Origin of the sequence: Pedobacter sp. (assembly GCF_041645105.1) — a bacterium.
GTDB lineage: Bacteria > Bacteroidota > Bacteroidia > Sphingobacteriales > Sphingobacteriaceae > Pedobacter.
This window is the reverse complement of record NZ_JBAZQQ010000004.1, coordinates 471,530-484,434: the sequence shown is the minus strand read 5'-3', so window position 1 is coordinate 484,434 and position 12,905 is coordinate 471,530. Positions and strand designations below refer to the sequence as shown.

At 37.3% G+C, this 12,905-nt stretch carries 9 protein-coding genes; 5 read left to right on the top strand and 4 right to left on the bottom strand.

Going from position 1 to position 12,905, the window contains the following annotated elements; translation table 11 throughout:
- Positions 1–285 precede the first annotated feature (285 nt).
- The 3 genes from WC623_RS15355 to WC623_RS15345 are packed head-to-tail and all read left to right on the top strand — an operon-like array spanning position 286 to position 6,536.
- Positions 286–3,513 carry a SusC/RagA family TonB-linked outer membrane protein gene (locus WC623_RS15355; protein ID WP_372852597.1) on the top strand — a complete coding sequence of 1,076 codons (3,228 nt, stop codon included), beginning with the start codon at positions 286–288 and terminating at the stop codon, positions 3,511–3,513.
- Between the two features lie 14 nt (positions 3,514–3,527).
- Entirely contained in the window at positions 3,528–4,886 is a 1,359-nt protein-coding gene (locus WC623_RS15350) for a RagB/SusD family nutrient uptake outer membrane protein (RefSeq protein ID WP_372852595.1), read from the top strand.
- Positions 4,887–4,919: 33 nt separating this feature from the next.
- Positions 4,920–6,536, top strand: a complete 1,617-nt coding sequence (locus WC623_RS15345) for a TlpA family protein disulfide reductase (RefSeq protein WP_372852593.1) — start codon at positions 4,920–4,922, stop codon at positions 6,534–6,536.
- A gap of 58 nt (positions 6,537–6,594) precedes the next feature.
- Here WC623_RS15345 and WC623_RS15340 read toward each other — a convergent pair whose 3' ends face one another.
- From WC623_RS15340 to WC623_RS15330, 3 genes are all read right to left on the bottom strand, one after another.
- Positions 6,595–6,882 (bottom strand): hypothetical protein, encoded by a 288-nt coding sequence (locus WC623_RS15340; protein ID WP_372852591.1) that lies wholly within the window; start codon positions 6,880–6,882, stop codon positions 6,595–6,597.
- A gap of 31 nt (positions 6,883–6,913) precedes the next feature.
- Positions 6,914–7,381, bottom strand: a complete 468-nt coding sequence (locus WC623_RS15335; protein ID WP_372852590.1) for a MauE/DoxX family redox-associated membrane protein — start codon at positions 7,379–7,381, stop codon at positions 6,914–6,916.
- 477 nt (positions 7,382–7,858) lie between these two features.
- A complete protein-coding gene (locus WC623_RS15330) occupies positions 7,859–8,977 on the bottom strand; it encodes a hypothetical protein (protein WP_372852588.1) in 1,119 nt (372 codons plus the stop codon).
- Positions 8,978–9,382: 405 nt separating this feature from the next.
- On the opposite strand from WC623_RS15330, the gene WC623_RS15325 reads away from it, so the two are divergent.
- A complete protein-coding gene (locus WC623_RS15325) occupies positions 9,383–10,363 on the top strand; it encodes a hypothetical protein (RefSeq protein ID WP_372852586.1) in 981 nt (326 codons plus the stop codon).
- Between the two features lie 94 nt (positions 10,364–10,457).
- Complete coding sequence (locus WC623_RS15320) at positions 10,458–11,621, top strand: PstS family phosphate ABC transporter substrate-binding protein (protein WP_372852584.1); 1,164 nt, start codon at positions 10,458–10,460, stop codon at positions 11,619–11,621.
- A 28-nt stretch (positions 11,622–11,649) separates the two neighbouring features.
- Here WC623_RS15320 and WC623_RS15315 read toward each other — a convergent pair whose 3' ends face one another.
- Complete coding sequence (locus tag WC623_RS15315; RefSeq protein WP_372852582.1) at positions 11,650–12,903, bottom strand: redoxin domain-containing protein; 1,254 nt, start codon at positions 12,901–12,903, stop codon at positions 11,650–11,652.
- Positions 12,904–12,905 lie beyond the last annotated feature (2 nt).

The window sequence follows — 12,905 nt, the reverse complement described above, 5'->3', positions numbered from 1 at the left end:
GTTTTGGGGTATGTGCTAGTACCTTGTTGACAATTGAAAAAAGGGACCCGCCCCTTTGTCTTAAACAAGGCTCATTTAAAACTCAACTAATTTAAATGAGATATGAAACTGAAAAACAAAACCAATTATCGCAACATTATTTCGCTTGTAATCTGTCCACCCATATAGATAAAAATCCATCTTCAAGCATTTTGCGCTTAATTTTTTAATCCATTAATCACCTGCAAGCCAGATGCGGAATCAATTCCTCATGTCTAGCTTGTAGGTTTTAACCTCTAACCAAATATGTTTAAAACGATACAAATCATCGTAGTGGCCACGCTTTGCCTAAATTTCAACACTCGAGCACAAAGCCAAAGCACACTACTTTTACCAAATAAAAAAGCCATATTAGGGAAAGTCATTTCTTCCACAACCAGCGAAGCTTTACCCGGAGCAGTCATAAAAGTAACAACACCAAACCATTCTACAGTAAGCAACGATAAGGGAGAGTTTATCCTAACGCTAAGCAACGGAACCTATAATATATCCATATCCCACCTTAGTTATAAAACCAAAAACATCACCATCCAAGTTCCCCTAAAAGACCCATTTGTTATTGCACTAGATAACGATGATAAAAATCTTCAAGAAGTTGAGATAGTATCCACAGGATATCAAAACATTCCAAAAGAAAGAGCCACCGGTTCGTTTACTACAATCGATGAAAAAACTCTGAATCGGAGTGTTGGTATTAACATCGTCGATAGACTGGAAGGTGTTGCCAGTGGGCTATTGTTGAACCGTGGCATGGGCATTAGCAATACGCCAAAAATATCAATTCATGGCCGCAGTACCATTTTTGCAAATGCCGAGCCATTGATAGTTTTAGACGGATTTCCGTATGATGGAACTATCGACCAAATCAATCCAGCAGACATAGAAACTATACATTTGTTAAAAGATGCTACTGCCTCCTCAATTTGGGGAACAAGATCAGGGAACGGGGTTGTCGTCATCATCACTAAAAGCGGGCGTAAAAACCAAAAATTGGCTATTAATGTATCATCTACATTCACCATTACTGGTAAACCGAATTTATATCTAGTTGATCAACTGTCTTCATCAGATTTTATTGGATTAGAAGAATTCCTTTTTTCGAAGGGGTTTTATAATAGCCGCTTCAGTAATCCATACAATTCTGTCTCTGCTGCAGTTGAAATTTTCAATCAACGAAAAAACAACACTATAAGCTCATTGGATTCGGCTGCACAAATAGATAGATTAAAGGATCTTGATGTCCGCCGCGATCTAAATAAATATGTTTACAGAAATCAATCCCAACAACAATATCAGTTAAATTTAAGAGGAGGCACGGAAAATCATACTTATTATATATCTGCTGGATATGATAAGAATCTCGCAGACAAAGTGACCGAAGACTTTGATAGACTTTCTATTAATGCAAAAAACACATTTTCACTATTAAAGAACAGATGGCACATTTCGGGAGATATAAGTTATACGGCTAGCAATACCAATTCTAATCCCAGCTTATATTCTCCAAAAAGTCCTTATGATAGAATAGCTGATGAGAATGGCCGTTCAGTACCTGTTGTACTGAACTCGAGCACAGCATTTAGGATGTCATACGTGGACACCGTTGGCAATGGAAATTTATTAGATTGGCATTATTTTCCCAAAGATGAACTTTCAAGCTATCTTTCAAATCGGGTTGATCAACTTAGGATAAAGGTGGGCAATAATATTAGAATCATAAATGGCCTCGATCTTTCTGTAAACTATCAATATTTAAAAGAGAGTTCTATTCAGAAATCGGATCGGGATACAAACTGGTATTATACCAGAAACATGATAAACCAATATTCGACAATAATTGGTAATACAGTAAATCGAGTAATCCCAGTCGGAAACATCAACAGGGAGGTTCGTCGTGACTTTGTATCAAAGGTATTTAGAGCACAGCTTAATCTAAATAAGACAATAATAAAAGACCATGAGATAAATGTAATAGCAGGTTACGAAGGTGGCGACACCAGAGCGACATCGAATGGACAAACATACTATGGCTATGATCCCATAAATCTAACACATGCTAATAGTACCATTGATCCTTTATTTCTATATGATTATTATTACAGTTCTGCATCTGGTACAATCCCAACAGCACCTGATCTATTGGGAACAATTAGTATTAATCAGTCCTATTATTCCAACACATCCTATACTTATAAAAATCGTTATATACTGAGTGGTAGTATTAGAAGAGATGAATCAAACCTATTCGGTGTTAAGACCAATCAAAAGGGTGTTCCATTATGGTCTACTGGGATATCCTGGATAATCAGCGAGGAAAAATTCTTTTCCCAAGATTGGTTCCCAATGTTGAAATTAAGAGCAACCTATGGCTATAATGGCAATGTAGACAAATCTGTCTCTGCTTATTTAACAGCTAGCACCACAAGTACGAACAACATAATGGGCAATCCATATGCGGTAATACAAAACCCTCCAAACCCATCACTTAGATGGGAGAAAGTAAGAATATGGAACTTAGGAATAGATTTTTCTTTCAAAAACACAAGAATCACTGGTAGTATTGATGCTTATGAAAAAAATGCAGTCGACCTTATTAGCAACAATCCCATTGCAATGCAAACAGGTATCATCCAATTTAGAGGAAACGGAGCTAATCTTCAAACAAAAGGCATTGATGCAGTAATCAACACGACCAACCTGACTGGCAAACTTCAATGGTTCTCAAAACTACTCTTCAGCTATAATACCGACAAAGTAACCAGTTACAAAGTGAAACAAGTATCTAACAGTCAGATTGCATCCAATAATGAACAGAATCCTTTGGAAGGATACTCTTATTATGGCATTTTTAGTTTTCCATTTGCTGGGCTCGATAATAAGGGAGCAGCACAAGGTTATTTAAATGGAGCCTTAAGTAAAGATTACACTGCAATCACTGGTACTCTTGACCCAACTCAACTTAAATATCATGGATCTGCTTCGCCCAAGTATTTTGGGAGTCTCATAAATACCTTTGCTTATAGTAACTTTCAACTTTCTTTTAATATCACATATAAACTTGGTTACTATTTTAGAAGAAATGGTGTTTTTTCTGGGAGTAATTTTGGCTCAGCTGCACTGACAAGTTATAGCATGTTAGACTATGCTAAGCGTTGGCAAAAGCCGGGTGATGAATTAACCACCAACATTCCAGCCTTGACCTACCCTGCTTCCAGGCAGGATGGTTTCTTCCAAAATTCGGATGTGATGGTTGAAAGTGGCAATCATATTCGCTTGCAGGACATCCGGCTCTCTTTTAGCCTTGGAGGATCTAGAACTCAAACCTCCTTTTTTAGGAATGCAAACATTTTTGTTTATGCAAAAAACCTCGGAATCTTATGGAGGGAGAACAATCTTAAAATTGACCCTGATTATGGCGCAACCAATATACCGCAATCTTTTAGTGGATCATTGGGAATCAATATCACTCTTTAACAGTCAAAGCAATCATGAAAAAACTAATCATATTAATCATTATCTGCACTTCATTTTCTTGCACAGAAAAGCTGGAACTAAAACCAAGCAGTTCTACCATATTACCAACAACAATTAAAGACCTTGAACTAATCCTTGACAATATTGATGTAATGAATGTTACCATGGCATTACCACAATTGTCAGCGGACGAATACTTTATCCCAAACCGGGAAGACTGGGAAGCACTGTCCACAGCCACTGCCAGAAACTCATATATTTGGGCGAAAGATATTTACGAGGGAGAAACCAAAGTTGCAGATTGGAGAATACCATATGCTTCAATCTTTTATTGTAATAACGTTCTTGATATTCTTTCCAAAAAAGACGTAGATAATGATAGCCAACTGAAAGTTTTAAAGGGTTGGGCACTCTTTGCAAGATCTTACTCGTTCTATTGCCTGGTAAGTACATTTTCTAAAGCCTACAATCCTGCAACCGCATCAACTGATCTTGGCATATCTTTAAAATTGAGTGCCGGAATTGATGAAATTGTCCAGCGAAGCACGGTAGAGAAAACATATAGTCAAATTATTAATGATGCCTTAGAAGCCGCTGAATTATTAAATCAGAATATTATAAATGGCAAAAGAAACCGCCCTTCAAAAGTTGCTGCATATGCCTTTTTAGCCAGGGTTTACATAAGCATGAGGATGTATGATAAAGCTGAAATATATAGCGACAAGTGCTTAAGTATATATTCCAAGCTAACTGATTTCAATACATTAAATAAAACAGCAAGCTCTGCTTTCTCTTATGATGACGATGAAATTATCTATTTTACAAAGCAGATAAGTAGTTACTCCCAGATAACTTATGGGCTTAGTAATAGCTATGGAATTGATCCGGATTTAATAGCATCGTATGATCCATCAGATTTAAGGTTACCTATATATTTTCGAAAAAATACAATAGGAAATTATAATACCAAACCGATCAATAACCGTTCACAGGTCCCTTTCTCTGGATTAGCTACAGACGAGGTATATCTGATTAAGGCTGAATGCCTGGCAAGAAGGGATGAAAAAGATGAAGCACTCATTGTTTTAAATGATTTGGTTAGAACAAGAACTTCGGGTACTTATACTCCCATTATTGCAAATACAGCTGAAGATGTTCTGGAAAAAGTTTTGACCGAACGACGGAAAGCTCTGATTTGGAGAAGCCTGCGATGGACTGATTTAAAAAGATTAAATCTTGAGGGGAGAAACATTACGCTAACCAGAAACTTGCAAGGTGTAACATATAGTCTAGAGCCCAACAGTCCTAGATATATCTTACCCATCCCAGATGATGAAATAGCACTCAGCGGAGTAATTCAGAACTTAAGATAACCTATCATTTAAAAATATTAAAGTCATTATACTATGATAAAGAAATCACTATTGCTACTGACAACTGTTTTAATGTGTCATTTATGCAAGGCGCAGACTTCAGAGGGAAGTTTCAAAATCAATGGAAGAATAGATAGTTCCGTAGTCAATTTTTTCGCCCTTAACGAACTGGTTATTAAAATTTACAACAGATACGATAGATTGAATGAAGTGGAAAGTATAAGTATCCCTGTTAGTGCAGATGGATCCTTTCGATCGACAATAAAATCAAAATCGGCATTGGTCTATGTCTCCTTTTCTGCCGAATATAATGGAGACAGCGGAATTAAACGCCCAGGCACAATCTTGCCAATATCCTATCCTTTCAGAACTGAAATCGGTACGGAGGAACTTTATATTTTTGAAAAATCAGATAGCATCAATGTCCGGATAGGACCTAATGGTAATCTTAGTTTTAGCGGGACAGGAGCAGATAAACTTAACTGCCAATTTCTAATCCACAATATTGAACCTACTTCAAAAAGTGCACTTTCCAGATCTATTCAGCTAAGTCAAACAGGAAATTTTGAAAGATGCATTGCCATCCTTGATGAGAGTTTACAATTAGCGATCCAAATGCGCCTCATGATTTTGAAAAGTTATAAACCTCAGTTAAATAGGAACATTTATGATCTCATCTACCTAGATGCAATTGCTAAGGCTGAATATCACTTTCTAAGTAGGCTTCACATAAGTGCTTCCTTTGGAAGCGAAACCAGGAGATCAAATGGTACAACTGCTGTTCAGAATTTCTATAAGAAATACATCAAAAGGGAATTTGAAAACGGAATAGATTCTTCTGCCTTGGTGAAATCTGCTTATTATCCGGAGTATCTTTTTCTGAAAGAATGGAATGCGTATAAGTTATACACTAAAAATCCAGCCATTGGAGATTCGTTTAATGCGATCTTTAAAATTTTAAGCACGAAATATTCAGGAGAGCTCCGTGATCAATTAATTTTGATCTGTATTCGTAAACTGAATAGACGTTTTCCCACTGAAATCAAGTCATACATTGATAAAGCAATTGAAAGGTTAGAAGGGGAAAAATATAAAAGTCACCTCATAGCTTGGAAAAATAAAAACTATTATGCTCAGGCGTTTCCATTTGAACTCCAGGATAAAAATGGAAAGGTTCATAGGTTAATTGATTACAGGGATAAGATCATAATTATGGACTTTTGGTTCACTGGTTGCACCTGGTGCACCAACCTAAATGCAGCAATGCACACCATTATTGATCGGTATAAGGCCAATGGGGATGTCGTCTTTATTAGCGTAAGTGAAGACAAAAGTAAAGAGGTATGGTTAAAAAGCGTTTCAACTGGAAAATACACCTCTCCCGGAACCATTAATTTGTATACAAATGGATTAGGTGTTACCCATCCACTTCTAAAATTCTACAACTTTAAAGGAGCACCACAACAATTAATAATAGGGAAGAACGGGAAGCTTATCTCATCAAGACCACCAAGACCTGACGGAGGGATTGAGTTTGAAGTAGACAAGAATAGAGTATATATTCCCAACCATAAAGATGTTTTGTCAAACCCCGCAGCTCAGGCATTCATCAAAATTATTGATGATTTACTTTTGTCCAGTCAAAACTAATTTATAGAAAGTACAAAGGGGCATAAATACCCCTTTGTACTTTCCATCAATAAACTTATTACTGCCAAGTCCCTTCTTCTATTGACTTATTAGCCGTTCCTCCAACTACCTCTACATCTTGAAGTTCATTATATTCAAATGAGGGGTATTCTTCCCTGGGATCATTATCAAACGAAATTGTACATGGATACTGTTCAATACCCAAACAATCAGAGTCTAAAGGTGGTGTTTGTTCATATTGACCACTACCAACATGATAGTAATTTGTTAGTAAAAGAGAAGAGTTATTCTCAGCGCTTGTAAATGCGCTGAATCCTACCACCAAGCAAGCAACTAGCCCGCTCAAAGTGATTTTTTTTATGCTATTATACATAGTATTATTTATTAAGTGTTTGTTTTGCTTTCCCTAGCCACAAGGCAAGTACAGCCAATGCAATAAATCCTACATTGAACCATAAATGCTGTCCCCAGCTCAATTTCTCGATGATCAGATTGCAATGACAAGGCAACTTCTCGGCCCAGAACAGCATACTTAAAATGTATCCTGTAAAGACCGTCATCAGTCCTGTAAAACCATACAGTCCCCATTTACTTAATGCTGGCACTAACAATAAAACACAAACTATAATTTCTGCTATCGGAACAAACCAGGCAAGGTATACCGCAGCCCCTCCTATCACAGAGACTTTAGATAAACCTTTTACAAAGGTTTCATGATCTGCAATCTTACCATAAGCGGCAGAAGCAAACAAAGCGAGACAAAGTAAACATATGCCGTATACCATCCATTCTTTGGTCTTGTCTGTTAGCCTAAATCTAGTCCTGTGTTTTATTGTAGTTTCCATTTTTAATCATTGTTCTTATTCATCGTTTTTACTCTTTACCACTTATGTGGGTTCTCTATATTTAATCCTTGCTGGCGCTACGCCTGAACAGTGCATATCTTCGATTATGGGCAACAACATGTGAAAACAATAGATAACCTAACGATCGACCACTCAGGCAGTCTGGCGCTGTGTTCTCGCAGTCAAACAGACAAAGGGCCATACTCTTATCCTGGACGCACATCCGGGTACTAAACGATTGGTTAATTCTTGCTTTCATAGCCGTTATTAAAAGGTTCAAAAGCAAAAGAGCGATAACAATTTCAATCCAAGGGGTATAGTCTAGCATAGCCAAACGATACTGAAAAGCCTACATGGGTATAGTTTCAAAAACCCACAACTATCCCCATTGGCTCAAAACAGACATAAAAACCAAAAGGGGGTATGATTTTTCGTCATACCCCCTATTTTAATAAAAGCAGTCTTTTTCTGCTGTTTTTAAAGATCGAAGTCGATTTTTAACTGTTCTAAAATCCGAGTACTCCTTCGATAATAATTCAATGCAGCACTTCGTTGTTCCAGTCTATCATATTTCAGCAGAGAATTCGCCGAAATATCCGCCGTCCCGACACTTCGAATATTTTCGCAAATAGCTTCTGCTGCCGCCTTTTTTGATGGATAATCGAAAACTTTTTCGGTATAATAAGAATGAAACACAACCGATAGCTCATCTACACTAAGCTTGTACTTAACTTTCTCTGGCTTTAAGGCTGCTCTCCTTTCCATCTTTTCTCTCAAATGTGGGCCAAGCATTCTGATTTGCTCCAGCAACATGCTTTTTAAATCATCTACATCGGTGTTATAAGCAAGCTTGCGCTCCATCTGAATTTGCTTGATCCAAATCTCCTTAGCAAATAGCAGATCATATTGCTTTTCCGGATCCCGGATCATAAGAATCTCTTTTTCCTGTTCTGCTTGCAGCAACTTATAAATGCCCAGATGGTTGCAGTTGAGTTTAATTAGCAAAAGCCTGAGCCGCACATTCCAATCTTTATCCCTATCATCAATAGCCATTGCCGAAAGATTGGTAAGTAGCGCTTCTACATATTCCTTCTTGGAAACACTAAGTACAGGGTATTTTGATTCTTTAAAAAGATCAAGGAATACTTTCTCTAGCTGCAAGATTAAAGCTTCTGATATTTTCTTAGCCCTCAAATGTCCTTTAATGACCTTAAGTTCTGATAATACACGATGCTTTAATGTGAATCTTTCGAAGCTTGTTAAGTCACGGTCCGCATCTAAAAAACTACGATACTCGTACTCCAAGAAATGTTTCAGCGCCAATACGTCCATCATCGCCAAACGGGCAAAGGAATTAGGCAATCTGGCTCTTTCCCATAATAAATTGGCAAGATTTACCAATCTTATATAACGGGAGTTCATAGCTTCAGTAAACTGGAAACTATCTGCAGTATGATTAAAAGAAATATTAAAAACGTCTTTTAATCGTGCACATTCGGTTTTTATAGTTGTTAACATATCCAATCCCGGATATACGGAACGGTTCATAATAAGTAAACTTACATATGATGTCAACATTTCTAATTCTGTTTTCATAATATATAATTTATGTGGAAGCATACACCACAAAATGGCCATACGCTGTTATTTTCGTTAAAACTGCTTGGGGTGTTAGTCCTTCCGTCTGATACCGGGGTCAGCTCCCTCTATAGGACCGGGAGCGCTGTAGCTGGTTGGGATATGAGCCCGTAACCACAACTGTATCACCAATTTAATAAATTACTTTAGCAAAAGGAAATATATGCAGAGAATACTACCCTGTAGGGCTTTGAGGTAGCAGTATTTCACCAGATGAAAACCTAAATATTTGAGATACTTTACAGTTTATTGGAATAAATAGTAAATAATATATCATTATAGATTATTAAAATTAATCAATTAATTCAATCATGTGGATCAAAGGATAATTCATGCATATATTTACGTTTAATCAGATACAGCATGAAGGATGAAATAGAAACTACACTTCCATTAATAGTAAATCATGGCGACAAAAAGCACCGCAGAAAAAACGACATCTTGCTTAAGGGTGCTGTAGAAGACTTTTTTCCTTATGTACTGCGTTTTTTCTATCATGACGCGGACGAGATTTTCAATATGGGCAAAGGTTTTGAATGGATGAATACTGAGCTTCATGAAATCCAGCCCCTGCTGAGTCAAAAAGGTGGAAGCCGTGCTGCTGATCTTCTGGTAAAAGTACATTTAATGAATGGTAGCACAGAGCTTTTTTTGTTACACCTGGAAATACAAAAAACTACGAATAATGACTTTTCGAGACGGGTATTTCAATATTGGTATCGCTTAACTGACAAGTACAAGTCTGCCGTGGTATCATTGGCGGTATTTACTGGCCTTAAAAGTCAGTTACAACCAAATCAATACAATTTTAATCTGTTAGGGACACAGCTTAACTTCAAGTACAATACCTACCAGATCTTTAACCATACTGAAGAAGAATTAATAGAAATGGACAACCCATTTGCACTTGTGATCATTGCTGCACAACAGGAGGCGATATATAATGAGAAAGCACAGGATGGACTCTACAACACTAGAATGAAAATTGTGAAAGCCTTGAAAGCAAGCAAGAAGTTCAATTACGAAAAAATTAAAGACTTCTTGCACTTCATGGATCAACTTATCCCTTTGACGGATAAGAAATTAAAAATTATATTTGATAAAGAAATAACTAAATTATTTGGAGGAAAAATTACAATGGGTATAATGGAAGCAATAAGAGAACAAATTCTTGATGAAGGGATTGAACAGGGGATTGAAAGAGGAATTGAACAAGGCGAAGTTAAAGGTCGTCGTAAAGAAGCTTTAGAAATTGCTCTTGAACTTAAAAAAGAGGGTTTAACTATTGATTTCATTGCAAAGACTACCAAGCTTACGGCAAAAGAAATCGAAGCTCTGGTATAGCCTGCACACAACAAACTAATAACAACTCCCTTTCACCTATCATCAAGCCTAAAGCAATTTTAGAAACGGTTATATTAGCCGCATTTAATATAGTATGCTCATTTTAAGAATATTTCTGACACTGTTATTAATTACACTAGTTGGCTTCTCCGGTTTTGCGGCTTTATTTATAATTAATTTTGGTGGAGGCCCTGCCTATGCCACCTATATTACCATCGCCATAACCATTGCCTTAATTATATTTATCATCTTATTTTCAACAAAACTTATGCCGCGCAAAACTTTATACAACGGAATGGGGATCTTTTTGGGGTTATGTGTATTGATTATTGCAGGATGTCAGATAAATAAATATCGCATTGACAATATTCCTGTAGTTAACGATGAGCTAAACCTCTCTCCTTATGAACCTTTTACAAAAAATACAAAAGCTGTAGATCTTGGCAGTCCTTCTTCATTAAAGATCGACGATCATCTTCCGGTAATGGATGGTGCAACTGCACTATATCCTGTTTACTCCGCATTTGCCCGGGCTGTTTATCCAAATAAAAGATACAACCATTACAATAGTGATGTGATGTGTACCAATACGCCAAATGCATACAAGAACCTGGTGGACGGAAAGGCAGATATTATCTTTGTTGCCCGACCATCAAAGGAGCAATTAGATTATGCCCGAACAAAGGGTATAGAAATGGTACTGACACCAATAGGAAAAGAAGCCTTCGTGTTCTTTGTTAATTCTACAAACAAAGTTACAGGCCTTCAGCTTGATCAGATCAGGAAAATTTACTCGGGCTCCATCACCAACTGGAAAGAACTTGGCGGAAATTCGGAAGCGATAAAGGCTTTTCAACGGCCTGAAGGCAGTGGTAGTCAGACCATGTTAATTCATACCATGCGTGGTTATAAACTTACTGATCCGCCCACAAATAATGTAGCGGCTGGAATGGGTGGTATAATTAAAAAAACAGCCAATTATAAAAACTTCGGGAATGCAATAGGCTTCTCTTTCTTATATTTTGCTACGGGAATGATAAAAAATCAGGAGATAAGGGTGTTGGATATTGACAACATTCCTGCTAACAGCAACACCATCCGAACAGGGACATATCCTTTGACAACCCAGTTCTATGCAGTAACAACCAACCAGGCAAAACCAAATACAAAAAAGTTGCTGAATTGGGTTTTGTCTGGACAAGGTCAATCTATAATTGAAAAAACAGGCTATGTTTCTTTACACACACAGCCTGAATAGCCTGCAGTTCTTTATCACCTATTAAGAGTTATGAGGCTTTACGGGTCATTTCAACCATTTGTGCAACCTCTTCTGCAGCGGCCTCAGCTTTACCTTCAAAACCTTCTACTTTAAAACGGATCTTACCATTACCATCTATAATAAATTTTGCCGGAATGCCTTTTATGCCAAAAGCAGATACTGCCGGAGATCTTTTGGTCTGTGGATCTACCTTATCCATGTATAAATCGAATTTATAGTTCCTTTTCTTTAAGAAGTTTTTAGCATCAGTTAGCGGATCTGCCACATTCTCCCAGGTATGGATAAAAAGAAATTTAACTTCCGGATCATTCGCATATCGGTTTACAGCCATCTGCATGGCAGGAAATGATGCTACACAGGGACCGCACCAGGTTGCCCAGAAATCCAGTACTATCGTTTTGCCTTTAAAATCGGCCAAAGACACTTTTTTCCCGTTAACATCGCTTACCGTAAAATTTGGCGCAGCTTCATTCACCATTAATTTAGAAACATCGTTTTTAATTTTATCAATAAAAACCTGCTTCAAACTGGCAATATAGGCTTCAGCATCCTTACCTGGGTTTAATTTGGAATAACCTTTTCTTACTTGCTCCAGGTATCTTTCCTCAAACTTGCCCTCTTTTACCGCTTTGGATAAGATGGGCAATGCTTCTTCATATTTACCGTTTAAAGCGGATAAAAAACCGTAGTTTTCTATAAGTTCTCCATCTCTTTGTTTAATATTCTGGTAGGCTTCTGTGGTATATGTGTAAGCTTCTTCATTTTTCCCTGCTTTAAAAAGCAGTTTTCCGTACAAGTTTATAAAATCATCATAAGCTGCTTTAGGATCAACCTTTAAAGGCTCGCTTAATGCAGTCTGACCTTTTATTTTTTTAGCCTTTTCTAATTCTCCGGCAGCAAGTTCCAGTGACTTCGCAGGATCAATCGGGGCCATGAGCTCAATGGCCATCACGAAAGCCCTGAGTCTGAATACCCTGTCTTCCATCATATTGATGTACTGCATAACTTTTGCTGCATTGGGATCTTCGGCGTACGCACTGGAAACCAGGCTTTTTTCCATATCCAAATTAACTTTAGGATAATCCTTAAGCATAGATTGCAGCAAATCTTCTGTTTGCTTACTTCCACTCAACTTGAGAAATGACATCATACGATTCATTCTTGCCTGTTCTGCAGGAGGAAGTTTTTTAATTTCTTCTTTTTTTTGGGCCAAGGTACTCAATGAGCACAAAACCAAAATGGCTAAAACTAGTTTTTTCATCT

What these genes read in the sequence shown, in the direction of transcription:
- WC623_RS15315 (WP_372852582.1), bottom strand. Translation starts at nt 12,903, where the DNA reads ATGAAAAAACTAGTTTTAGCCATTTTGGTTTTGTGCTCATTGAGTACC.
- WC623_RS15355 (WP_372852597.1), top strand. Translation starts at nt 286, where the DNA reads ATGTTTAAAACGATACAAATCATCGTAGTGGCCACGCTTTGCCTAAAT.
- WC623_RS15345 (WP_372852593.1), top strand. Translation starts at nt 4,920, where the DNA reads ATGATAAAGAAATCACTATTGCTACTGACAACTGTTTTAATGTGTCAT.
- WC623_RS15330 (WP_372852588.1), bottom strand. Translation starts at nt 8,977, where the DNA reads ATGAAAACAGAATTAGAAATGTTGACATCATATGTAAGTTTACTTATT.
- WC623_RS15320 (WP_372852584.1), top strand. Translation starts at nt 10,458, where the DNA reads ATGCTCATTTTAAGAATATTTCTGACACTGTTATTAATTACACTAGTT.
- WC623_RS15335 (WP_372852590.1), bottom strand. Translation starts at nt 7,381, where the DNA reads ATGGAAACTACAATAAAACACAGGACTAGATTTAGGCTAACAGACAAG.
- WC623_RS15325 (WP_372852586.1), top strand. Translation starts at nt 9,383, where the DNA reads ATGAAGGATGAAATAGAAACTACACTTCCATTAATAGTAAATCATGGC.
- WC623_RS15350 (WP_372852595.1), top strand. Translation starts at nt 3,528, where the DNA reads ATGAAAAAACTAATCATATTAATCATTATCTGCACTTCATTTTCTTGC.